The following is a 21724-nucleotide window of genomic DNA, read 5'->3' as shown; positions in this document are numbered from 1 at the left end:
CCCCCCGCAGCCGGCTACTCGGCCAGATGGCGTTCCACCGTCTCCACCTTGGACGTCAGGGCGTCCGTTACGCCGGGGCGGATGTCGGCCTTCAGGACCAGTGAGACGCGGGGCGCGCGTGCCTCGACCGTGGCCACCGCGCGCTTCACGACGTCCATCACCTCGTCCCACTCCCCCTCGACCGAGGTGAACATGGCGTCCGTGCGGTTCGGCAGCCCGGACTCGCGGACCACCCGAACGGCGTCGGCGACGTACTCCCCCACGTCCTCGCCGACGCCGAGCGGCGTCACGGAGAAGGCGACGATCACGCGTTCACCACTCCCTCGGTGCGCGCGCGGGAGGCGATCACCGCGTCCTCGGCCTCACGCTTGAGCCGGCGGTCGGCGAAGAAGCCGCCGGTGGGCAGGACCGCCATGAGGAAGTAGAACGCGGCGGTCTTCAGCGGCCACTTGGCGCGGTTCCAGGCGTCCGCCCAGAAGAGCACGTACAGGACGAAGAGGAAACCATGGACCGCGCCCATCACCGGGACGGCGTTGAACTCCGTGGTCCGCTTCAGGACCGAGCAGACGAGCAGCAGCAGGAACGAGATCGCTTCGGGGCCCGAGACCAGGCGGAGTCGGCGGAGGGCGGTGGCGGTCTTGATGTCCACGGGTCACCTTCGGTGGGAGAGACGTCGGCGTCGACGGTTGGGACGGCTTGTGAACACACGCACAAGCGCGCGTCCATTGTGGCAAACCCCGTACGCGATCACGGGAGGGGGTCCGCAAGGGGGGCCATCGGGGTTTCCTCGGGGTGTGACTCCGCCTTGAGGATCTGTCGGCGGGGCAAAGGGGCCGCTACCGTCGCAAGCGTGGCGATGTTCCGACTTCAGAGCAGCAAGGTGCTCGCCGTCGACATGACCGGGGATGCCGTGAAGGCGAAGAACGGCTCCATGGTCGCGTACGACGGCGAGATGGCCTTCAAGAAACTCAGCGGTGGCGGTGAGGGCCTGCGGGGGATGGTGACCCGGCGGCTCACGGGTGAGCAGATGACACTGATGGAGGTGAAGGGGCACGGGACCTGCTTTTTCGCGGACCGGGCCTCGGAGATCAATCTGGTGGGGCTGCAGGGCGAGAAGCTGTACGTGGAGTCCAGCAATCTGCTGGCGACCGACGGGGGGTTGCGTACCGGGACGACGTTCACCGGTCTGCGTGGGGCCTCGCAGGGCAACGGGCTGTTCACGACCACGATCGAGGGGCACGGCCAGGCGGCGATCATGTCGGACGGTCCGGCCGTGCTGCTCCGGGTCAGCCCGCAGTACCCGCTGACGGTGGACCCGGGAGCCTATGTGGCCCATCAGGGGAATCTGCGGCAGTCCTTCCAGTCGGGTGTGACCTTCCGCACGCTGATGGGCGAGGGCGGCGGCGAGGCCTTCCAGATCCGCTTCGAGGGCGACGGGGTGGTCTACGTCCAGCCGAGTGAGCGCAACACGATCGCGGGGGACGTCTGAGATGGGCTTCCGGGAGATCAACCCCAAGATGATCGAGGCCACCGTGGCGCCCGGTCAGCGGCTGTTCAGCCAGCGCGGCGCGATGCTCGCGTACCGGGGCGAGGTCAGCTTCACCCCGAACCTGCGCGGCGGCCAGGGCGGAGTGATGTCGATGATCGGCCGGCGCGTGGCCAACGAGGACACGCCCCTGATGACCGTCGAGGGCAGCGGCACCGTGCTGTTCGGGCACGGCGGCCACCATATCCAGGTGATCCACCTCGCCGGGGACACGCTGTACGTCGAGGCCGACCGGCTATTGGCCTTCGAGGGCACGCTGGAGCAGGGGACGGTGTTCCTCGGCTCCCAGGGCGGGGTGATGGGCATGGTCCGGGGGCAGGTCACCGGGCAGGGGCTGTTCACCACGTCGCTGAAGGGGCACGGCTCCGTCGCCGTGATGGCCCACGGAGGGGTGCTCGAGGTGCCGATCACCCCGCAGCGGCCCGTGCACGTCGACCCCCAGGCCTACGTCGCCCACCACGGCGACGTCCGCAACAAACTGTCGACCGCCCTCGGCTGGCGGGACATGGTGGGCCGCGGCTCCGGCGAGGCCTTCCAGTTGGAGCTCAGCGGCAGCGGTGCCGTGTACGTCCAGGCATCGGAGGAGAAGCTGTGAGCAGTCCGGTCCACGACCCGATGACGCTGCCGTCCGACGACAACGTCGATCACTACACCTTCTGCGTGGAGCTCAAGGGCACCCAGTGGTTCATGCAGAAGGGGAAGATGATCGCTTACTACGGTTCGATCGAGTTCAACGGCATCGGGCACGGGCGACTCGACCGACTTGTCCGTACGTCGTTCCATTCGCCTCTGCACGCGAGCGACTGGGTCGTCGCGGAGGGCTCGGGCAAGATGCTCCTCGCCGACCGGGCCTTCGATGTGAATTCGTACGACCTCGAGGACGGCAACCTGACCATTCGCTCGGGCAACTTGCTAGCTTTTCAGCCAAGTCTGTCGCTCAAGCAGTCGATCGTGCCGGGTTTTCTGACCCTGATCGGAACCGGAAAGTTCGTCGCCGCGTCCAACGGTCCGGTGGTGTTCATGGAACCGCCGATCCGGGTGGACCCGCAGGCGCTGGTCGGCTGGGCGGACTGCCCGTCCCCGTGCCACCACTACGACCACGGCTACATGACCGGCTTCATGGGCGGTCTACGTGCGATGACGGGCCTGGGCGGGGCCTCCGGCGAGGAGCACCAGTTCGAGTTCGTCGGGGCGGGCACGGTGCTGCTCCAGTCGTCCGAAACGCTGATGACCGAGCAGGCCACCGGGGTCATTCCGCACGTGCCGGGGGTACCCGGGAGCGGCATTCCGGGCGGCCAGGGGCAGGGCGCAGGGGCACCGCGTCTTCCCGGACAGCTGGGGGACCTCCAGCGTCGCTTCGGGCTGTGAGCGGTAGTGTGCGGGGTGTGACATCGAACGCCTGACCGCGGTGTCACACGGAAGCCTCATTAGTTCGCCTTTCAACTTCCTTAGGTAGACTTCATTCATGGAGACCGAGACGGCCACCCGCTGGCTGACCAATGCGGAGCAGTGCGCCTGGCGCACCCACCTGGAGGTCAACAAGCTGTTGACGTACCAGCTCGAGAAGGATCTGCAGCCGTTCGGCCTGACAATGAACGACTACGAGATCCTGGTGAATCTGTCCGAGGCGGAGGACCGGCGGATGCGGATGAGCGACCTCGCCTCCGCCACCATGCAGTCCAAGAGCCGGCTCTCGCACCAGATCACCCGCATGGAGAACGCCAACCTGGTCCGGCGGGAGAACTGCGAGTCCGACCGCCGCGGACTGTACGCGGTGCTCACCGATCATGGCATGGAGACCATGCAGAACGTCGCGCCGCACCATGTGGCGTCCGTGCGCCGGCACTTCATCGACCTGCTCTCCCCCGAGGCGCTCATCGAGCTCGACAAGGCGCTGAAGCCCATCGCAGAGCATCTGCGGGGCCAGAGAGGGCGTCACTGACGGCCCTCAGCCCGAGCGGGCGAGCGGCAGGCGGAGTTCAAACAGGGCTCCGCCGGCCGGCGCCGCACCCGCCGTGAGCGTCCCGCCGTGCCGTACGGCGACGTTCCGCGCGATCGCCAGCCCCAGTCCCGCGCCACCGTCATCGCGGCTGCGGGCGGCGTCCAGCCGTACGAACCGCTCGAAGATCCGCTCCCGGTCGGCCTCGGCCACACCCTCGCCGTCGTCGGCCACCCCGAGCACGGCCCACGCACCCTCCCGCCGCACGGTCACGGTGACCCGCTCGCGAGCGTGCCGCCGGGCGTTGTCCAGCAGGTTGGCGAGCACACGGCCGAGCTGTCCCCGCGATCCGGTGATCTCCGCCGGCTCCGCGTGCACCGTCACACCCGGACGCCCGGCGGCCTCCTCGCGGGCCAGCGCGGCCAGGTCCACCGGGGCGTCGGCGGGCCGCTCCCCTGCGTCCAGCCGGGCGAGCAGCAGCAGATCGGCGGCGAGCTGCTGGAGCCGCACGGTGTCCTCGACGGCGCCGTCCAGGTCGAGCAGCTCCGGATGAGCGGCGGCCACCTCCAACTGCGTCCGCAGGGAAGCGATCGGGCTGCGCAGCTCGTGGGAGGCGTCGGCGACGAACCGCCGCTGCCGCTCCACGGACGCCTCCAGCGCGGTGAGCGTGGCGTTGGTGGTGCGGGCCAGGCGGGCGATCTCGTCGTGCGTCGCCGGTTCGGGCACGCGGCGGGCCAGATCCTCGGAGGCGGTGATCGCGGCCATCTCCCGCCGGATTCCCTCGACCGGACGCAGGGCACGCCCGGTGACCAGCCAGGTCACGCCGGCGACCACGCCGAGCAGGACGGGGAGGCCGATGAGCATCCCGGTCAGCGCGGTGCGTACGGCGCTCTGCTCGGCGGCGAGCGGGGCGCCCGCGTGGACGGTCAGACGGCCCCGGTCGGGGGTCCGCACCTCCACGGAGGCGAAACGGTAGTCCTGGTGGTCGCCGTCGATCGTCGCGGAGCCGTTCTGGAAGGTGCTGTCGCGGGCGATCTCTCCGACCTTCAGGGACTCGCCCGAGTCGTCGTCATCGTCATCACGGGCGTCGTCGTGGCGGAAATCGTCGTCGCCGGAGTCGTCGCGCACGTCGTCCGGGTCGTCATCGGCCATGGCGGCGGAAGCCGACGGCCCGGGCGTCACCTCGGCCGTCGTCGTGCCGGTGATCCGTTCCAGGTCCTCGGAGCCCGCGACCAGCCTGCCGTCCTCGTCGACGATCTGCACCGGCCGGCCCTCGGTGTCCAGCCCGGAGAGCCTGTCGTACGGCGTCCGGGCGGCGAGTTCGGCGGCGACCGCCCGTGCGGAGCGCTCCGCCTCGGTGCCCGCCTCCCCGATCAGATTGGAGCGCAGCGACAGCACCACGGCGGTGCCCGCCGCGACCAGGGCCACCGCGACGACGAGGACGGCACCGAGCGTCGCCCGGGCGCGGACCGATCCGAACAGCCGGCTCACGGCGTCGCCCCATCCAGCCGGTAACCGGCACCGCGCACGGTACGGATGAGACCGGCGCGGAGTTTGCGGCGCAGGGCGCTGACGTAGACCTCGACGATGTTGGGGTCACCCTCGTAGGCGAAGTCCCAGACGTGCTCCAGGATGTCGGCCTTGGACACCACCTCGCCGGCCCGCAGCACGAGGTGCTCCAGGACCGCGAACTCCTTGGCGGTCAGCGCCACTTCGTCCTCGCCCAGGTAGACGCGGCGGGCGGCGGTGTCGACCTTGAGGTCGCCGTGCACCCGGACCGGGGAGGCGCCGGGGCCCTGCCGGCGGCGCAACAGCGCCTTGATCCTGGCGACCAGGACGACGTACGAGAACGGTTTGGTGAGGTAGTCGTCGGCGCCGGTGTCCAGGCCCTCGGCCTCGTCGTACTCGCCGTCCTTGGCCGTGAGCATCAGGATGGGCACGTCGTGTCCGGCGGCGCGCAGGGCGGCGCAGACGCGGTAGCCGTTCATGCCGGGCAGCATGATGTCGAGGATCAGCAGGTCGTACGTGGTCTCCGTGGCCCGGTGCAGCCCCTCCCGGCCGTCGTGGACGACGTCCACGGCGTAGCCCTCGGCGGTGAGGCCCTTGGCGAGGGAGAGGGCTAGGCGTTTTTCGTCCTCGACGATCAGCAGGCGCATGGGGAAAGAGTGGCAAAGGGAAGCTGAAGGTCACTTCAGGCGGCTTCAGGTTGCTCTCAGCGTCGGTCGGCGAGATTGGTGCCGTGCAGCGCGGAAGCGCACCGACTCGGGAGGACGTGACATGAAGCGGAACATTGTGATCGCCGTGGTGGCGGCTGCGGCTCTGGTTGGCGGGGGTACGGCTACTGCCATCGGGGGCTCGGGAGGTGAGGACGGCGGGTCCGGGTCCGGGTCCGTGTCATCGCCGGCCGTGCGGGCGGGGGACGACGACGGGGGTCGGGACGACCGTGACGAGCGTGCGGTCTCCGGTGTAACCGCCGCCGACGCCATCGCTGCCGCGCTGAAGCACACGCCGGGTACCGCCGTGTCGGCCGAGCTGGACGACGACGGGAGCTGGGAGGTCGAGGTGCTCGGGCGCGGCGACGACTGGCGCAGCGTGCGGGTCGACCCGGGCAGCGGCAAGGTCCTCGGGGCCTGGGCGGACTACGAGGACGACGCCGGTGAGGTGCGGGCCGCGTTGAAGGGGGCGTCGGTGTCGGCGCAGGAGGCCGCGGAGGTGGCGGGCGCCAAGGGGACGGTGGTTTCCGTGGAGCTCGATGACGACGGGGACCTGGGGTGGGAGGCCGAGACGCGGGGCTCCTCCGGGGGCGAGCGGGACTGGCGGGTCGACGTTCGCAGTGGTGAGGTCAGCGTCGAGCGGGGGGACGACGGCGGCGACTCCGCCGACGACTAGGTGGTTTCGCCCCCGCCGCCCCTTCCCGTCCCGTCCCTGGGGCTGCGCCCCAGACCCCCTTTCGGCCCTTCGGGCCTCGTCCTCAAACGCCGGACGGGCTGGGTTTCGGCCCTTCGGGCCCGTCCTCAAGCGCCGGACGGGCTGGATATGCCGGACGGGCTGGTTGTGCCGGACGGGCTGGTTGTGGGGGTGGTTGTCAGGCCCTCTACCAGTTCGTCCGCTGCCCTGTACGGGTCCAGCGTGCCGGTGATGATGCGTTCTGCCAGTGCGCCCAGGCGGCGGTCGCCGTGGAGGTCGCCGATGCGTTCGCGGAGGGCCGTGACCGCGATGGACTCCACCTCGTGGGAGGCCCGGGCCAGGCGGCGTTCGGTCAGGACGCCGCGCTCCTCCATCCAGGCACGGTGCTTCTCCAGGGCCTCGACCACCTCGTCGACGCCCTCCGCGCGGGCGGCGACCGTCTTGACGATCGGGGGGCGCCAGTCGCCCGGGGCGCGGGACTCGCCCAGGCCGAGCATGTGGTTCAGCTCCCGGGCGGTGGCGTCGGCTCCGTCGCGGTCGGCCTTGTTGACGACGTAGACGTCGCCGATCTCCAGGATTCCGGCCTTGGCCGCCTGGATGCCGTCGCCCATGCCGGGCGCCAGCAGCACGACGGACGTGTCGGCCTGGGAGGCGATCTCCACCTCCGACTGGCCCACGCCCACCGTCTCGACCAGGATCACGTCGCAGCCGGCCGCGTCGAGGACGCGGATGGCCTGCGGGGCCGCCCACGCCAGGCCGCCCAGGTGGCCTCGCGTGGCCATCGAGCGGATGTAGACGCCCGGGTCGGAGGCGTGCTCCGACATGCGGACGCGGTCGCCCAGCAGGGCCCCTCCGGAGAAGGGGGAGGACGGGTCGACGGCCAGGACGCCGACCCGCTTGCCCTGTTTGCGGTACGCGGTCACCAAGGCGGAGGTCGAGGTGGACTTGCCCACGCCCGGGGAGCCGGTGAGGCCGACCACGTAGGCGTTGCCGGTCAGCGGCGCCAGGGCCGCCATGACCTCCCTGAGCTGCGGGGACGCCCCCTCCACCAGGGAGATCAGCCGGGCCACGGCCCGTGGCCTGCCTTCCCTGGCCTGGGCGACCAGCGAGGAGACGTCCTGCATCACAGCTCCGTTCACGAGAGAAAACCTGTCAGGAAACCGGCTCAGGCCTTGGGTACCCGCACGATCAGCGCGTCACCCTGGCCGCCACCGCCGCACAGCGCCGCCGCACCGACACCGCCGCCGCGCCGCTTCAGCTCCAGCGCCAGGTGCAGCACGAGCCGCGCGCCGGACATCCCGATCGGGTGACCGAGGGCGATGGCACCGCCGTTGACGTTCACCTTTTCGGCGGAAACGCCCAGGTCTTTCATTGACTGGACGGCGACCGCGGCGAAGGCCTCGTTGATCTCGATGAGGTCGAGGTCGGAAACCTCCAGGCCCTCCTTCTTCAGCGCGTGCCGGATCGCGTTGGACGGCTGCGACTGGAGGGAGTTGTCCGGGCCGGCCACATTGCCGTGGGCGCCGATCTCGGCGATCCACTCCAGGCCCAGCTCCTGCGCCTTGGCCTTGCTCATCACGACCACGGCCGCCGCACCGTCCGAGATCTGCGAGGAGGAGCCCGCCGTGATCGTGCCGTCCTTGGAGAAGGCCGGGCGCAGCTTGCCGAGCGACTCGGCCGTGGTGTCGCCGCGGATGCCCTCGTCCTTGCTGAACAGGACGGGGCCGCCCTTGCGCTGCGGGATCTCGACCGGGGTGATCTCGGCCTCGTAGATGCCGTTCTTCTGCGCGGCGGCGGCGCGCTGGTGGGACAGGGCGGCGATCTCGTCCTGCTCGGGGCGGGCGATACCGAGACGGGTGTTGTGCTTCTCGGTGGACTCGCCCATGGCGATGTTCTCGAAGGGGTCCGTCAGACCGTCGTGCGCCATGGCGTCGAGCATCTGCACCGCGCCGTACTTGAAGCCCTCGCGGGACTTCGGCAGCAGGTGGGGGGCGTTGGTCATGGACTCCTGGCCGCCGGCGACGATCACGTCGAATTCACCCGCACGGATCAGCTGGTCCGCGAGCGCGATGGCGTCGAGGCCGGAGAGGCACACCTTGTTGACCGTGAGCGCCGGGACGTTCATCGGGATACCGGCCTGGACGGCGGCCTGACGTGCCGGGATCTGCCCTGCCCCGGCCTGGAGCACCTGCCCCATGATCACGTACTGGACCTGGTCGCCGCCGATCCCCGCACGGTCGAGGGCGGCCTTGATGGCGAAGCCGCCGAGGTCGGCTCCGGAGAACGACTTCAGCGAGCCGAGCAGCCGCCCCATGGGGGTGCGGGCGCCCGCGACGATGACGGATGTCGTGCCGTTTGCTGCGGATGATGCGGAAGTTGCGGAAGACATGAGATGCGATCCCCTTCCGGCTGCACAGCCGAGGAGTGAACGAGGGTTTACTTCGAATGTACTGACGTGCGGTGGACCCCGTCATCGGCCTTTCGGTGTGATCGCGCGCACGTTGCGTAACCACCGCGGGAGCGCTGCACTGATTCCATGCTGACGCGAATCGACCACATCGGGATCGCCTGTTTCGACCTGGACAAGACCGTGGAGTTCTACCGGGCCACCTACGGCTTCGAGGTGTTCCACTCCGAGGTCAACGAGGAGCAGGGCGTGCGCGAGGCCATGCTCAAGATCAACGACACCTCGGACGGCGGGGCCTCCTACCTGCAGCTGCTCGAGCCGACCCGGGAGGACTCCACCGTCGCCAAGTGGCTGGCGAAGAACGGCGAGGGCGTCCACCACATCGCTTTCGGTACGGCGGATGTGGACGCGGAGTCGGCCGGGATCAAGGAGAAGGGGGTACGCGTTCTGTACGAAGAGCCCCGGCGCGGCTCCATGGGGTCACGGATCACCTTCCTGCACCCCAAGGACTGCCATGGCGTACTGACAGAACTGGTCACTTCGGCGCCCGTTGAGTCGTCCGAGCACTGACCCACGTACATAAGGGCCGGTAGGGTTGGGTCTGGTCGCCGCTCCATGCGTGGTGACCGAGTCCCGTCGTCTTTGGGCGGCGGGATCGCCGGGGTCCGGGTTTCGGGGGGCGAGCGCGGGGCAGCAGCCCAGGCTCCGCCGTTGATCTGACACCATTCCCCCGGGGGCCCCGTTCGGCGGTTGGACGGAGCTCGGCCAGACTTGCGACCAGGGGACGGATGGGACCGCGCAGTGCGGGGCTACGAGAGCCAGGAGCGAGAGCCGGCGGCTGACGTCGACCACCTCTCTCGGTTCGAAGCCGAGATGAAGCGGCTGAAGACCGAGCGGGAAAAGGCGATCCAGCACGCCGAGGACCTCGGCTACCAGGTCGAGGTGCTGCGCGCCAAGCTGCACGAGGCGCGGCGCACCATCATGTCCCGGCCCGCCTACGACGGCGGCGACATCGGCTACCAGGCCGAGCAGTTGCTGCGCAACGCGCAGCTGCAGGCCGACCAGCTCCGCGCGGACGCCGAGCGGGAGCTGAGCCAGGCCCGTGCGCAGACCCAGCGGATCCTCCAGGAGCACGCGGAGCAGGCGGCCCGGCTGCAGGCGGAGCTGCACCAGGAGGCGGTGACCCGGCGCCAGCAGCTCGATCAGGAGCTGGCGGAGCGCAGGCAGACCGTCGAGTCGCACGTCAACGAGAACGTGGCGTGGGCGGAGCAGCTGCGGGCCCGCACCGAGGAGCAGGCCCGCCGGCTGATGGAGGAGACCCGCGCGGAGCGGGAGCAGGCCATGGCCGCCGCCCGCGCGGAGGCCGAGCGGCTGACGGCCGAGGCCCGTCGCCGGCTGCAGAGCGAGGCGGAGTCGGCCCGCGCGGAGGCCGAGCAGCTGCTGCGCCGGGCCCGCGCGGACGCCGACCGGCTGCTGACCACCGCCACCACGGAGGCGCAGGAGGCCACCGAGCGCGCCGAGCAGGTGCGAACGTCCACGGCCTCCGAGTCGCAGTCGGCCCGCCGTGAGGCCCAGGAGCTGGCCAAGGCCGCCGAGCAGCGTATGGCGGAGGCGGAGAGCGCGCTGCGCGAGGCGCGTGCCGAGGCGGAGAAGGTGGTCGCCGAGGCGAAGGAGGCCGCCGCCAAGGCGCTCGCCTCCGCCGAGGCCGCCAACGAGACCCGTACGCGCACGGCCAAGGAGCAGGTGGCCCGGCTGGTCAGCGAGGCCACCAAGGAGGCCGAGACCACCAAGGCGGACGCCGAGCAGCTCGTCGCCGACGCCCGCGCGGAGGCCGAGAAGATCGTCGCGGAGGCCGCCGAGAAGGCCCGCACGCTCACCGCCGAGGAGTCCGCCACCCAGCTGTCCAAGGCGGCCAGGACCGCCGAGGACGTGCTCAACAAGGCGTCCGAGGAGGCCAAGCAGACCACGAAGGCGGCGGCCGAGGAGGCCGAGCGGATCCGCAGGGAGGCCGAGGCCGAGGCCGACCGGCTGCGCGCGGAGGCGCACGACATCGCCCAGCAGCTCAAGGGCGCGGCCAAGGACGACACCAAGGAGTACCGCGCCAAGACGGTCGAGCTGCAGGAGGAGGCGCGCCGGCTGCGCGGCGAGGCCGAGCAGCTGCGCGCGGACGCGGTCGCCGAGGGCGAGAGGATCCGCGCGGAGGCCCGCAAGGAGGCCGTGGCGCAGATCGAGGAGGCGGCGAAGTCCGCCGAGGAGCTGCTCGCCAAGGCGAAGGCCGACGCCGACGAGCTGCGCTCCACCGCGCAGACGGACAGCGAGAAGGTCCGCACCGAGGCCATCGAGCGCGCCACCACGCTGCGGCGGCAGGCCGAGGAGACGCTGGACCGCACGCGCAAGGAGGCCGAGCGGCACCGCGCTGAGGCCGTCGAGCAGGCCGACGCGCTCAAGGAGGACGCCGAGCGGGCCGCGCGCGAGCTGCGCGAGGAGACCGAGCGGGCCGTCGAGGCCCGCCGCGCGGAGGCCGCGGACGACCTGACCCGGCTGCACACGGAGGCCGAGGAGCGGCTCGCCGCCGCCGAGCAGGCGCTGAGCGACGCGCGCGAGGAGGCCTCCCGGATCCGCCGTGAGGCGACCGAGGAGGGCGAGCGGCTGCGCGGCGAGGCCGCCGAGCGGATCCGTACGCTCCAGCAGCAGGCGGAGGCCGAGGCCGAGCGGCTGCGCAACGAGGCGGCGGCCGACGCGTCTGCCTTCCGCGCGGAGGGCGAGTCCGTCGCCGTACGACTGCGTTCGGAGGCCGCGGCCGAGGCGGAGCGGCTGAAGTCGGAGGCGCAGGACAGCGCCGACCGGATGCGCGCGGAGGCGCAGGCGGCGGCCGAGCGGATCGGTACGGAGGCGTCCGAGACCCTGGCCGCCGCGCAGGAGGAGGCGGCCCGGCGGCGGCGCGAGGCCGAGGAACTTCTCGGCGCGGCCCGGCAGGAGGCCGACCAGGAGCGCGAGCGGGCGCGCGAGCAGAGCGAGGAGCTGCTGGCCTCGGCGCGCACCCGCGTGGAGGAGGCGCAGGCCGAGGCCGTACGTCTGGTCGAGGAGGCGGACCGGCGCGCCACGGAGATGGTGTCGGCGGCCGAGCAGCACGCCCAGCAGGTGCGGGACTCCGTCGCGGGGCTGTTCGAGCAGGCGCAGGAGGAGATCACCGGGCTGCGCTCCGCCGCCGAGCACGCCGCGGAGCGTACGCGCCGCGGGGCCGAGGAGGAGGCGGACCGGGTCCGCGCCGACGCCTACGCGGAGCGGGAGCGGGCGAGCGAGGACGCCACCCGGCTGCGGCGCGAGGCGCACGAGGAGACGGAGGCCGCCAAGTCGCTGGCCGAGCGCACCGTCTCGGAGGCGATCACGGAGGCCGAGCGGATCCGCGCGGAGGTGTCGGAGCAGACCCAGCGGATGCGTACGGAGGCGTCGGACGCCGTCGCCGAGGCCGAGCAGGCCGCCTCGCGCACCCGGGCGGAGGCCCGCGAGGACGCCAACCGGATCCGTTCGGACGCGGCGACGCAGGCGGACACGCTCATCACGGAGGCCCGCAGCGAGGCCGAGCGGCTCACCGAGGACACCGTCACGGAGGCGGAGCGGGTGCGCTCCGAGTCGGTCGCCAAGGCGGAGAAGCTGATCGCGGACGCGGCCGGTGACGCGGAGCGGCTGCGGGCCGAGGCCGCGGAGACGGTGGGATCGGCGCAGGCGCACGCGGAGCGGCTGCGCCAGGATGCCGAGCGGGTCAGGTCCGACGCGGAGTCGGAGGCCGAGCGGCTGGTGGCCACGGCGCGCGAGGAGGCCGAGCGGACGCTGGACGAGGCCCGCAAGGAGGCCAACAAGCGGCGTTCGGAGGCGGCCGAGCAGGTCGACACGCTCATCACGGAGACCACCGCCGAGGCGGACAAGCTGCTCACCGAGGCGCAGCAGCAGGCGCAGAAGACGACGGCGGAGGCCGAGTCGCAGGCGGACACGATGGTCGGCGCGGCCCGCACCGAGGCCGACCGGCTGGTGTCCGAGGCGACCGTCGAGGGCAACGCGCGGGTGGAGAAGGCCCGTACGGACGCGGACGAGCTGCTGGTCGGTGCGCGCCGGGACGCGACGCAGATCCGGGAGCGCGCGGAGGAGCTGCGCGACCGCATCACCGGTGAGATCGAGGAGCTGCACGAGCGGGCCCGCCGTGAGGCGGCGGAGACGATGAAGTCCACGGGCGACCGCTGCGACGCGCTCATCAAGGCCGCCGAGGAGCAGCTCGCCAAGGCGGAGGCGAAGGCCAAGGAGATCGTGTCCGAGGCCAACTCCGAGGCGGGCAAGGTGCGCATCGCCGCCGTGAAGAAGGCCGAGGGGCTGCTCAAGGAGGCGGAGCAGAAGAAGGCCATGCTCGTGAAGGAGGCCGAGGAGCTGAAGGCCGAGGCGGTCCGCGAGGCGCGGCGCACGGTCGAGGAGGGCAAGCGCGAGCTGGAGGTGCTGGTGCGGCGCCGCGAGGACATCAACGCGGAGATCTCCCGCGTGCAGGATGTGCTGGAGGCGCTGGAGTCCTTCGAGGCGCCGGCGGGCGGCAAGGACAACGGGGTCAAGGCGGGGGCCGCCGCGGGTGCTACCCGTACGGGTGGCAAGTCATCCGATAGCTAGCAAACCGGGCCAAAACCCTTGTACGGTGAGGGCTTTGACCATGCTTTTGGCAAGTCTTCCGGTGGCGAGCCACTCAAAAGGGGTGTCATTCTCCGTATCAAACGTGCATCCGCTCGATGACACAGCGCTTCGGCCCCTAGGATTCCACCTATCACCTCACCGGTCTCATTCGACAGGAACCCCATGAGCGACACTTCCCCCTACGGCTTCGAGCTTGTGCGGCGTGGGTACGACCGCGCTCAGGTGGACGAACGTATCTCCAAGCTCGTCTCCGACCGTGACAGCGCTCTCGCCCGCATCACCGCTCTGGAAAAGCGCATCGAAGAGCTCCACCTCGAGACACAGAACGCCCAGGCCCAGGTCAACGACGCCGAGCCGTCGTACGCGGGTCTGGGCGCGCGCGTGGAGAAGATCCTCCGCCTCGCCGAGGAGGAGGCCAAGGACCTGCGCGAGGAGGCCCGGCGCGCGGCGGAGCAGCACCGCGAGCTCGCCGAGTCGGCCGCCCAGCAGGTGCGCAACGACGCCGAGTCGTACGCCGCCGAGCGCAAGGCCAAGGCGGAGGACGAGGGCGTCCGGATCGTCGAGAAGGCCAAGGGCGAGGCGTCCCAGCTGCGTTCCGAGGCGCAGAAGGACGCGCAGTCCAAGCGGGAGGAGGCGGACGCCCTCTTCGAGGAGACCCGCGCCAAGGCCGCGCAGGCCGCCGCCGACTTCGAGACGAACCTTGCCAAGCGGCGTGAGCAGTCCGAGCGCGATCTGGCCTCGCGTCAGGCCAAGGCCGAGAAGCGCCTGGCGGAGATCGAGCACCGCGCGGAGCAGCTGCGCCTGGAGGCCGAGAAGCTGCGCACCGACGCCGAGCGCCGTGCCCGCCAGACGGTGGAGACCGCGCAGCGCCAGGCCGAGGACATCGTGGCCGACGCCAACGCCAAGGCGGACCGGATCCGTTCGGAATCCGAGCGCGAGCTCGCGGCGCTGACCAACCGCCGCGACTCCATCAACGCCCAGCTGACGAACGTCCGCGAGATGCTGGCGACGCTCACCGGTGCGGCGGTGGCCGCGACCGGCGCGCCGGCCGCCGAGGACGAGCCGATCTCCCGCGGGGTTCCGGCCCAGCAGTCCCGGTAACGGCGTCCGTACGTCGGCGAAGCCCTCTGCCACTGAGGTGGCAGAGGGCTTTGTCCCGTTTTAGCGTGGCCGCATGATCGAGCTCGAGGGGCTGACCAAGCGGTACGGCGAGAAGGTGGCGGTCAACAATCTGACCTTCACCGTCCGGCCGGGCATCGTCACCGGCTTCCTCGGTCCGAACGGCGCCGGCAAGTCGACCACCATGCGCATGATCCTGAGCCTGGACTATCCGACCGCCGGGGACGTGCGGATCGACGGCACGCACTACCACCGGCTGAAGAACCCGTTGACGTACATCGGGGCGCTGCTGGAGGCGACGGGCGCGCACCCGGGGCGCAGCGCCTACAACCATCTGCTGTGGCTCGCCCAGAGCAACGGCATCCCGCCGCGCCGGGTGGACGAGGTGCTGGACGAGGTCGGGCTGAGGGCGGTGGCGCGGAAGAAGGCCAAGGGGTTCTCGCTCGGCATGGGCCAGCGGCTGGGCATCGCCGCCGCGCTGCTCGGCGACCCGCGGATCCTGATGTTCGACGAGCCCGTCAACGGCCTCGACCCCGAGGGCATCCACTGGATCCGCACGCTGATGAAGTCGCTCGCCGCCCAGGGCCGTACGGTCTTCGTCTCCTCCCATCTGATGAGCGAGATGGCGCTGACCGCCGACCATCTGGTGGTCATCGGGCAGGGGCGGCTGCTCGCCGACACCTCGATGGCCGACTTCATCGAGCGCAACTCCCGCTCGTATGTGAGGGTGCGCAGTCCGCAGCGGGAGCGGCTGCTGGACGTGCTGCACGGGGCCGGGATGACGGTCGTGGAGAGCGGTGACGGGGCGCTGGAGGTGGACGGGTCCACGGCCGAGGCCATCGGGGAGCTGGCGGCCCGCCACCAGCTGACGCTGCATGAGCTGAGTCCGCAGCAGGCCTCCCTGGAGGAGGCGTTCATGCAGTTGACCGCGGAGTCGGTGGAGTATCACGCGCACCCCGGCACCGGTACGCCCGCACCCCCGCAGCAGTGGGGCGCGAGCTGGACGAAGGGCTGAGCGGATATGACGGCGACGCAGGTCGTACAGTCGGAGTGGACCAAGATCCGGTCGGTGGCGTCCACGGTGTGGACACTGTCGCTGGCGGTGGTCGTCACCATCGCGCTCGGCATGCTGATCTCGGCCCTGTCGAAGAACGAGTTCGAGTCCCTCAGCGCGCAGGACCGGGCGGCCTTCGACCCGACGTTCATCAGCTTCGCCGGAATGAGCCTCGGTCAGCTGGCGATGATCGTGTTCGGGGTGCTGGTGGTGTCCAACGAGTACAGCACCGGCATGATCCGCGTCTCGCTGGCGGCCGTGCCGCAGCGCGGCACCTTCCTGTTCAGCAAGCTGGCGGTCGCCACCGCGCTCGCCCTCGTCGTCTCCATGGCCACCAGCTTCGCCACCTTCTTCCTGGGCCAGGCCATGCTCGGCGACCTGAAGGCGTCCATCGGCGACGACGGGGTGCTGCGGGCGGTGTTCGGCGGCGGTCTCTACATGACACTGATGGCGCTGTTCTCGATGGGCGTCGCCACGATGCTGCGCTCCCCCATGCTGTCGCTGGGCATCCTGATGCCGTTCTTCTTCCTGATCTCCAACATCCTCGGCAACGTCGACGCCACCAAGAAGGTCGGCCGGTTCCTGCCCGACCAGGCCGGCAGCAAGATCATGCAGGTGGTCCAGCCCCCGGACGACGACACCCCGTACGGCCCCTGGGGCGGGCTGGGCATCATGGCGCTGTGGGTGGCCGCCGCGGTGGTGGGCGGTTATGTGCTGCTCAAGAGGCGCGATGCCCAGTGAGGTACGTCCGGGGCCGGTTTTTACCCTGCCTTGAGCGGAACCGTCAGCGTCCGGATATCCTCCTAACCCTTACGGGGGCGTGCGCCCTGCTGTCCTGAACCTTTCGATGGGTGCGGAGCATGATCGAGGCAGTCGGCCTGACCAAGCGGTACGGCGACAAGACCGCTGTGTACAACCTTTCCTTCCAGGTGCGTCCCGGCGCCGTCACCGGATTCCTGGGCCCCAACGGCTCGGGCAAGTCGACGACGATGCGGATGATCCTGGGCCTGGACAACCCCACCGCGGGTCGGGTCACGATCGGCGGCTACCCGTACCGCAAGCTGCCCAACGCCCCCCGCCAGGTCGGTGCGCTGCTGGACGCCAAGGCGGTGCACGGCGGCCGGTCCGCCCGCAACCACCTGGTGAGCCTGGCCCAGCTGTCGGGCATCCCGTCCCGCCGGGTGGACGAGGTGCTGGGCGTCGTGGGCCTGCACGACGTGGCGTACAGGCGGTCGAAGGGCTTCTCCCTGGGCATGGGCCAGCGGCTCGGCATCGCCGCCGCGCTGCTCGGCGACCCCCAGGTGCTGCTGTTCGACGAGCCCGTCAACGGCCTAGACCCCGAGGGCATCCTCTGGGTGCGCAACCTGATGAAGTCGCTGGCCGCGGAGGGCCGTACGGTCTTCGTCTCCTCCCATCTGATGAGCGAGATGGCGCTGACCGCGGACCACCTCATCGTGATCGGCCGCGGACAGCTGATGGCCGACATGAGCGTGAAGGACTTCATCTCCGCCAACTCCGCCGACTTCGCGCGGGTGCGGACCCCGGACTCCGAGCCGCAGCAGCGCGAGAAGCTGTCCGCCGCGATCACCGAGGCCGGCGGCCATGTGCTGCCGGAGCAGGACGGGGCGCTGCGGGTGACGGGACTGCCGCTGCCGCGCATCAGTGACATCGCCCACGACAGCGACGTACGGCTGTGGGAGCTGTCGCCGCACCAGGCGTCGCTGGAGGAGGCGTACATGCGGATGACGCAGGGCGCCGTCGACTACCGGTCGACCACCGACCAGAAGGCGGGGCTCCAGCAGCCGCTGCCGCCGGGCGTGCAGCCCCCGATGCCGGTTCCGGGGCAGGGCCAGCCCGGCTGGTACGCGCCTCCGCCGCCGCAGCAGGGCGGGCAGCCCTTCCCGGCTCCCGCACCGCAGGGCGCCCCGGTGCAGGCCCCCGCGGGCCCCTACGGCGCTCCGGGCGCCCCCGGGGCGGCCCCGGGTGCCCCCACGCCCAACCCGTACGCGCAGTCCGCTCCGCAGGCGCCGCAGGGCCCGGCTCCGGCCACGCCGCCGGCCGCCGCGCCTCCGTCCGCCCCCGCCGCCGACCTGACCAAGCCCGAGGACGCCCGATGAGCACGCCCCCGCCCCCGATGCCGCAGAGCGCCGCACCCGACTGGCAGGCGGCGCCCAACTCCCCCTACCCCGGCTACACCTCGCCGATCCCGGTGGTGCGCACGCACCTCGGGCACGCGCTGGCCTCCGAGTGGACGAAGATCAAGTCCGTGCGCTCCACGATGTGGACCCTGGGCGTCTTCGTCGTGCTGGTGGTCGGTATCGGTCTGCTGACCGGGCTCGTGATCGTCAGTTCCGACCCGGACCTGGGCGGCGAGAGCCCGCTGACTCTGGGCTTCTTCGGACTGCTGCTGGGAGCCATCTGCATCATCACGCTGGGCGTGCTGACCACCGCCTCGGAGTACGGCACGGGCATGATCCGCACCACGATGGTCGCCTGCCCCTCTCGCGGACGCGTGCTCGCGGCCAAGGCCCTGGTGTTCTTCCTGGTCGCCTTCGTGGTGACGCTGGTGTGCGCCACGCTCACCGGCTTCCTGCACGTGGCGATGCTGGAGGGGTACAACGCCAAGGACCCCTCCGGCGAGGAGTGGCTGAAGGGCACGGTCGGCGTCTCGCTCTACCTGGCGCTGCTGGGCACGCTGTCGCTGGCGATCGGTTCGGCCGTCCGGCACTCGGCGGGCGCCATCACCATCATGATCGGTGCCGTGCTCGCCCCGCTGGTGATCGCCCTCTTCATGTTCTCGGAGTCGCTCAAGGACGTCCAGCAGGCGCTGTTCGAGTACTCCATCCCCAACCAGATGGGCGTCTTCTACGCCAATTCCCTCACCGAGTCCGGCCCGGGCGGCTGGGACCCGCTGTGGATCATGCTGGTCGTCACGGGGGTCGCGCTCGGCGGCGCCTATGCGCTGCTGGAGAAGCGGGACGTGTAGGACCGGTCAGAACCTCGGCGCGTTACGGGACCGCTGCACCCGCGTGGTGCGGCGGTCCTTCGCGTTCCAGCACGCCTTGTGCCAGTGGCGGCGCTCGTCGACGCCCGAGTGCTCCGGCCAGGCCACCACGTGCGGCACCCCGTCCGGGATCAACTGGTCGCAGCCGGGGCAGCGGTAGGCCTTGCCCTGGGCGCTGGCGCCCGCCACATGCCGCACGCTCCACTCCTCGCCCTGCCAGCTCTCCGTGGACTGCCAGCCGCCGTAGCGCCCGGAACGGTCGTCCTCGGCGCTCCGGCCGGACGCACCGGCTCCCTTGGGTCGGTTGCGACGCGGGGACACAGGACACCTCACGGGGCTATACAGGATGCTGGGGCCGCATCCAGCCTACGCGGCACGGGCGGGGGTAGGCGTACGCCACCAACCGTCACAAGTCCCCTCCGTGGTCGGGGGGCGCCCCTCGACAACGGCTCATTGTGCAGACAATCCGCAAAATCGCCTGCCCGGCCGTGTCCTCGGCACGTGTCGGGCGGTTATGCCCTGCGGGGGAGCTCCGTGTCGGAGCCAAGGAAGCAGGAAAAAGCAATGCGCGTTGGAAGTTTCGTGTTGGCCGCCCAGTTCCCCGGGCAGGGCGAGGGGGAGGCGCTGCACCGCGCGGTCCGCTCGGCGGAGGCCGCGGAGGAGGCGGGTCTCGACTCGGTCTGGCTGGCCGAGCACCACTTCGTGCCCTACGGCACGTGCCCGTCCGCCGTCACCCTGGCCGCGCTGCTGCTCGGCCGCACCCGCAGGCTGCGCGTCGGTACGGCGGTCAGTGTGCTGCCCACCGTCCATCCCGTGGCCCTCGCCGAACAGGCCGCGCTGCTGCACATCGCGAGCGGCGGCCGGTTCTCCCTGGGCGTCGGGCGCGGCGGGCCGTGGGTCGACCTGGAGGTGTTCGGGGCCGGACTGGAGGCGTACGAGAAGGGGTTCCCGGAATCACTCGATCTGCTGATGCGCTGGCTGCGCGAACCGTCCGTCGGGGCGGACGGCGAGCGGTACCGCTTCCGGGAGGTGCCCGTGGTCCCGCGCCCGTCGGAGGCCCTGACCGAGACCGAGGGCCCGGAGGTGGTGGTCGCCTGCACCTCCCCGGCGAGCGTGCGGCTGGCCGCCGAGCGCGGGCTGCCGATGCTGCTCGGCATGCACATCGGGGACGAGGAGAAGGCCGAGATGGTCTCCCTGTGGCGGCAGCACGCGCGCGCGTGCGGGCGGCCGGCTGGGGAGATCCACCGCGCGGCCCATGTCTCGGCCGGCGTCTGCCAGATCGCGGACCGGCGCACGGACGCGGCGGAGGTCCTGCTGAAGGCGATGCCCGGCTGGCTGAAGCAGGGGCTGGAGGCCCATGTCACCGTGGACGGCCGGCAGCGGCAGACGCGGGACCCGCTGGCATACACCGAACTGCTCTGCGGGCTGCACCCGGTGGGCACGCCCCGGCTGTGCGCCGACCGGCTCGCCGCGACCAGCGAGCGGACCGGCATCTCCCGCTTCGCCCTGCTCGTCGAGGGATCCGGCGATCTGGCGGCCACGGAGGAGAACGTACGGCGGCTCGGGGCCGAGGTACTTCCCCAGCTCACCTGAGCGAGCGGGGTTCGCGGAGGCTTGCCGCCCCGGTACAAAAACGCACCTCCCGCGTACGGAGCGGCAAGCGAACGATGCCGCGTCAGCAGTCGCGCAGTTCCGGCGACTGGTTCAGCAGCTGATTGCGCACCGAGGTGAAGCGGGCCAGCGTCTCGTCGACCGAGGAGTCAAGCGGGAACACGGCCACCCGGTGGCAGTTCTGGAAGGCCAGCCGTACACCGAAGTGCCGTTGCAGCGCGCCGCGTATCGCGTCACTCGCGAGCGCACGCAGCAGCTGACCGCGTGCCCGCTCGTCCGGCGGGGGCGTCTGGTTGTCGGCGAACTCGCCGCCGTCCACCTTCAGCTGGGCCACCAGGGAGCTGATCATCTCCCACGCATAGGGCAGGGAGGTCCGGACGCAGTCGACGAAGTCAGCTTCGTCGACCTCGCCTCGCTCGGCCTGTTCGAGTAGGGCCGGTGAGACGTCGAGCGACATGGGTTCTCCTCTCGCACCCCCAACGAGCAGGGGTTGCCTGACAGATAGGGGAGTGCGCGACATCGGCACGCTGCGTACACAGTTCGCGACCTCCCGTTCAATACCGTAAGCATCGGACCGTGACGGCACCAGGAGAATGCTCGGATGCGGAACTTCCTGTGGGCCGGTAATCGGCCATCGCCGAACACGCGTTTTCCAGGAGATTCAGGACGCGCCGCAGGGGGCGCGGGGGGCGGCTGTGAGGGCGGCCCGGAGGGCGGATCGCCTCGACCCCGGTCGGTCGAGTAGCGTTGCCGACCATGCGTCTCGTCATTGCCCGCTGCTCCGTGGACTACGCCGGGCGGCTCACCGCGCACCTGCCGTCGGCACCCCGTCTGATCCTGGTCAAGGCGGACGGCAGCGTCTCGATCCACGCCGACGACCGGGCCTACAAGCCCCTGAACTGGATGTCGCCGCCCTGCACGCTGAAGGAGGGCACCGGCGAGGACGAGGGCGTCTGGACCGTCGTCAACAAGGCGGGCGAGAAGCTCATCATCACGATGGAGGAAGTCCTCCACGACTCCTCGCACGAACTGGGCGTCGATCCCGGCCTGATCAAGGACGGCGTGGAAGCACACCTCCAGGAGCTCCTCGCCGACCGTATCGAGATCCTGGGCGAGGGCTACACCCTCATCCGCCGCGAGTACATGACCGCGATCGGCCCGGTCGATATCCTGTGCCGGGACGCCGAGGGGCGGACCGTCGCCGTGGAGATCAAGCGGCGCGGCGAGATCGACGGCGTGGAACAGCTCACGCGCTATCTGGAGCTGCTCAACCGCGATCCCCATCTCGCCCCGGTGCGCGGTGTCTTCGCCGCCCAGGAGATCAAGCCGCAGGCCCGGGTCCTCGCGACCGACCGGGGCATCGGCTGCCAGGTTCTCGACTACGACGCCATGCGGGGCATCGAGGACGACAAGCTGCGCCTGTTCTGAGCGGTATACCGCGGTGACAGGACCGAGGGCCGGATTCC

Annotated in this window: 22 protein-coding genes; 14 read left to right on the top strand and 8 right to left on the bottom strand. The window is 70.9% G+C overall.

What is annotated here, in order from left to right; translation table 11 throughout:
• Positions 1 to 14: 14 nt before the first annotated feature.
• Both AB0L56_RS04240 and AB0L56_RS04235 read right to left on the bottom strand, forming a co-directional pair.
• Complete coding sequence (locus AB0L56_RS04240; RefSeq protein ID WP_361028689.1) at positions 15 to 308, bottom strand: MTH1187 family thiamine-binding protein; 294 nt, start codon at positions 306 to 308, stop codon at positions 15 to 17.
• Positions 305 to 649, bottom strand: coding sequence for a DUF3817 domain-containing protein (locus AB0L56_RS04235; RefSeq protein WP_361028692.1), 345 nt, complete (start codon positions 647 to 649; stop codon positions 305 to 307). Before AB0L56_RS04235 ends, AB0L56_RS04240 begins: the two co-directional genes overlap by 4 nt.
• Positions 650 to 856: 207 nt before the next feature.
• On the opposite strand from AB0L56_RS04235, the gene AB0L56_RS04230 reads away from it, so the two are divergent.
• The 4 genes from AB0L56_RS04230 to AB0L56_RS04215 all read left to right on the top strand — a co-directional run bounded on the left by AB0L56_RS04230 (position 857) and on the right by AB0L56_RS04215 (position 3488).
• Complete coding sequence (locus tag AB0L56_RS04230) at positions 857 to 1489, top strand: AIM24 family protein (protein ID WP_361029230.1); 633 nt, start codon at positions 857 to 859, stop codon at positions 1487 to 1489.
• Position 1490: 1 nt separating this feature from the next.
• Positions 1491 to 2141 (top strand): AIM24 family protein, encoded by a 651-nt coding sequence (locus tag AB0L56_RS04225; protein ID WP_365418699.1) that lies wholly within the window; start codon positions 1491 to 1493, stop codon positions 2139 to 2141.
• Positions 2142 to 2161: 20 nt separating this feature from the next.
• Positions 2162 to 2914 carry an AIM24 family protein gene (locus AB0L56_RS04220; protein ID WP_361028698.1) on the top strand — a complete coding sequence of 251 codons (753 nt, stop codon included), beginning with the start codon at positions 2162 to 2164 and terminating at the stop codon, positions 2912 to 2914.
• 97 nt (positions 2915 to 3011) lie between these two features.
• Entirely contained in the window at positions 3012 to 3488 is a 477-nt protein-coding gene (locus tag AB0L56_RS04215) for a MarR family transcriptional regulator (protein ID WP_361028701.1), read from the top strand.
• Positions 3489 to 3494: 6 nt separating this feature from the next.
• Here the strand turns inward: AB0L56_RS04215 and AB0L56_RS04210 are convergent, their stop codons facing one another.
• A complete protein-coding gene (locus tag AB0L56_RS04210; protein WP_365418695.1) occupies positions 3495 to 4976 on the bottom strand; it encodes a HAMP domain-containing sensor histidine kinase in 1482 nt (493 codons plus the stop codon).
• Positions 4973 to 5641 (bottom strand): response regulator transcription factor, encoded by a 669-nt coding sequence (locus AB0L56_RS04205; protein ID WP_365418692.1) that lies wholly within the window; start codon positions 5639 to 5641, stop codon positions 4973 to 4975. Before AB0L56_RS04205 ends, AB0L56_RS04210 begins: the two co-directional genes overlap by 4 nt.
• 121 nt (positions 5642 to 5762) lie before the next feature.
• Between AB0L56_RS04205 and AB0L56_RS04200 the strand changes: the two genes are divergently transcribed.
• A complete protein-coding gene (locus tag AB0L56_RS04200) occupies positions 5763 to 6374 on the top strand; it encodes a PepSY domain-containing protein (RefSeq protein WP_365418689.1) in 612 nt (203 codons plus the stop codon).
• 125 nt (positions 6375 to 6499) lie between these two features.
• On the opposite strand, the gene meaB is transcribed toward AB0L56_RS04200, so the two are convergent.
• Positions 6500 to 7516: a methylmalonyl Co-A mutase-associated GTPase MeaB gene (gene meaB / locus AB0L56_RS04195; protein WP_365418873.1), complete on the bottom strand. Its 1017-nt coding sequence runs from the start codon at positions 7514 to 7516 to the stop codon at positions 6500 to 6502.
• A gap of 41 nt (positions 7517 to 7557) precedes the next feature.
• A complete protein-coding gene (locus tag AB0L56_RS04190; protein ID WP_365418686.1) occupies positions 7558 to 8781 on the bottom strand; it encodes an acetyl-CoA C-acetyltransferase in 1224 nt (407 codons plus the stop codon).
• A 147-nt stretch (positions 8782 to 8928) separates the two neighbouring features.
• Between AB0L56_RS04190 and mce the strand changes: the two genes are divergently transcribed.
• The 7 genes from mce to AB0L56_RS04155 all read left to right on the top strand — a co-directional run bounded on the left by mce (position 8929) and on the right by AB0L56_RS04155 (position 18629).
• Positions 8929 to 9369 carry a methylmalonyl-CoA epimerase gene (gene mce / locus AB0L56_RS04185; RefSeq protein WP_361028714.1) on the top strand — a complete coding sequence of 147 codons (441 nt, stop codon included), beginning with the start codon at positions 8929 to 8931 and terminating at the stop codon, positions 9367 to 9369.
• A 231-nt stretch (positions 9370 to 9600) separates the two neighbouring features.
• On the top strand, positions 9601 to 13449 hold the full coding sequence (gene scy / locus AB0L56_RS04180) for a polarized growth protein Scy (protein WP_365418683.1): 3849 nt from the start codon (positions 9601 to 9603) through the stop codon (positions 13447 to 13449).
• A gap of 183 nt (positions 13450 to 13632) precedes the next feature.
• Positions 13633 to 14571: a cellulose-binding protein gene (locus AB0L56_RS04175; RefSeq protein ID WP_190161646.1), complete on the top strand. Its 939-nt coding sequence runs from the start codon at positions 13633 to 13635 to the stop codon at positions 14569 to 14571.
• A 73-nt stretch (positions 14572 to 14644) separates the two neighbouring features.
• Positions 14645 to 15604 (top strand): ABC transporter ATP-binding protein, encoded by a 960-nt coding sequence (locus tag AB0L56_RS04170; RefSeq protein WP_365418680.1) that lies wholly within the window; start codon positions 14645 to 14647, stop codon positions 15602 to 15604.
• A gap of 6 nt (positions 15605 to 15610) precedes the next feature.
• On the top strand, positions 15611 to 16384 hold the full coding sequence (locus tag AB0L56_RS04165; RefSeq protein WP_365418677.1) for an ABC transporter permease: 774 nt from the start codon (positions 15611 to 15613) through the stop codon (positions 16382 to 16384).
• 119 nt (positions 16385 to 16503) lie between these two features.
• The gene (locus tag AB0L56_RS04160) at positions 16504 to 17760 is read left to right on the top strand and encodes an ABC transporter ATP-binding protein (protein ID WP_365418674.1); all 1257 of its coding nucleotides are present in this window, start codon (positions 16504 to 16506) and stop codon (positions 17758 to 17760) included.
• Positions 17757 to 18629 carry an ABC transporter permease subunit gene (locus AB0L56_RS04155; RefSeq protein ID WP_361028727.1) on the top strand — a complete coding sequence of 291 codons (873 nt, stop codon included), beginning with the start codon at positions 17757 to 17759 and terminating at the stop codon, positions 18627 to 18629. The genes AB0L56_RS04160 and AB0L56_RS04155 overlap by 4 nt, the downstream gene beginning before the upstream one ends.
• A gap of 6 nt (positions 18630 to 18635) precedes the next feature.
• Here AB0L56_RS04155 and AB0L56_RS04150 read toward each other — a convergent pair whose 3' ends face one another.
• Complete coding sequence (locus tag AB0L56_RS04150) at positions 18636 to 18968, bottom strand: ATP/GTP-binding protein (protein WP_365418671.1); 333 nt, start codon at positions 18966 to 18968, stop codon at positions 18636 to 18638.
• A gap of 243 nt (positions 18969 to 19211) precedes the next feature.
• Here AB0L56_RS04150 and AB0L56_RS04145 point away from each other — a divergent pair, with 243 nt between their 5' ends.
• The gene (locus tag AB0L56_RS04145) at positions 19212 to 20240 is read left to right on the top strand and encodes an LLM class flavin-dependent oxidoreductase (protein WP_365418668.1); all 1029 of its coding nucleotides are present in this window, start codon (positions 19212 to 19214) and stop codon (positions 20238 to 20240) included.
• A gap of 82 nt (positions 20241 to 20322) precedes the next feature.
• Here the strand turns inward: AB0L56_RS04145 and AB0L56_RS04140 are convergent, their stop codons facing one another.
• Positions 20323 to 20715, bottom strand: a complete 393-nt coding sequence (locus tag AB0L56_RS04140) for an SCO5389 family protein (RefSeq protein ID WP_361028737.1) — start codon at positions 20713 to 20715, stop codon at positions 20323 to 20325.
• A gap of 299 nt (positions 20716 to 21014) precedes the next feature.
• Between AB0L56_RS04140 and nucS the strand changes: the two genes are divergently transcribed.
• The gene (gene nucS, locus AB0L56_RS04135; protein WP_190161639.1) at positions 21015 to 21686 is read left to right on the top strand and encodes an endonuclease NucS; all 672 of its coding nucleotides are present in this window, start codon (positions 21015 to 21017) and stop codon (positions 21684 to 21686) included.
• Positions 21687 to 21724 lie beyond the last annotated feature (38 nt).

Origin of the sequence: Streptomyces sp. NPDC052079, from assembly GCF_040680275.1 — a bacterium.
Classification (GTDB): domain Bacteria; phylum Actinomycetota; class Actinomycetes; order Streptomycetales; family Streptomycetaceae; genus Streptomyces.
This window is presented reverse-complemented; position numbering and strand designations above follow the sequence as displayed.

Coding starts and splice junctions, on each gene's coding strand:
- AB0L56_RS04140 (WP_361028737.1), bottom strand. CDS start 20,715: ATGTCGCTCGACGTCTCACCGGCCCTACTCGAACAGGCCGAGCGAGGC.
- AB0L56_RS04230 (WP_361029230.1), top strand. CDS start 857: ATGTTCCGACTTCAGAGCAGCAAGGTGCTCGCCGTCGACATGACCGGG.
- AB0L56_RS04215 (WP_361028701.1), top strand. CDS start 3,012: ATGGAGACCGAGACGGCCACCCGCTGGCTGACCAATGCGGAGCAGTGC.
- AB0L56_RS04145 (WP_365418668.1), top strand. CDS start 19,212: ATGCGCGTTGGAAGTTTCGTGTTGGCCGCCCAGTTCCCCGGGCAGGGC.
- AB0L56_RS04225 (WP_365418699.1), top strand. CDS start 1,491: ATGGGCTTCCGGGAGATCAACCCCAAGATGATCGAGGCCACCGTGGCG.
- AB0L56_RS04170 (WP_365418680.1), top strand. CDS start 14,645: ATGATCGAGCTCGAGGGGCTGACCAAGCGGTACGGCGAGAAGGTGGCG.
- nucS (WP_190161639.1), top strand. CDS start 21,015: ATGCGTCTCGTCATTGCCCGCTGCTCCGTGGACTACGCCGGGCGGCTC.
- AB0L56_RS04165 (WP_365418677.1), top strand. CDS start 15,611: ATGACGGCGACGCAGGTCGTACAGTCGGAGTGGACCAAGATCCGGTCG.
- AB0L56_RS04205 (WP_365418692.1), bottom strand. CDS start 5,641: ATGCGCCTGCTGATCGTCGAGGACGAAAAACGCCTAGCCCTCTCCCTC.
- AB0L56_RS04175 (WP_190161646.1), top strand. CDS start 13,633: ATGAGCGACACTTCCCCCTACGGCTTCGAGCTTGTGCGGCGTGGGTAC.
- mce (WP_361028714.1), top strand. CDS start 8,929: ATGCTGACGCGAATCGACCACATCGGGATCGCCTGTTTCGACCTGGAC.
- AB0L56_RS04220 (WP_361028698.1), top strand. CDS start 2,162: ATGACGCTGCCGTCCGACGACAACGTCGATCACTACACCTTCTGCGTG.
- meaB (WP_365418873.1), bottom strand. CDS start 7,516: ATGCAGGACGTCTCCTCGCTGGTCGCCCAGGCCAGGGAAGGCAGGCCA.
- AB0L56_RS04190 (WP_365418686.1), bottom strand. CDS start 8,781: ATGTCTTCCGCAACTTCCGCATCATCCGCAGCAAACGGCACGACATCC.
- AB0L56_RS04160 (WP_365418674.1), top strand. CDS start 16,504: ATGATCGAGGCAGTCGGCCTGACCAAGCGGTACGGCGACAAGACCGCT.
- AB0L56_RS04155 (WP_361028727.1), top strand. CDS start 17,757: ATGAGCACGCCCCCGCCCCCGATGCCGCAGAGCGCCGCACCCGACTGG.
- AB0L56_RS04200 (WP_365418689.1), top strand. CDS start 5,763: ATGAAGCGGAACATTGTGATCGCCGTGGTGGCGGCTGCGGCTCTGGTT.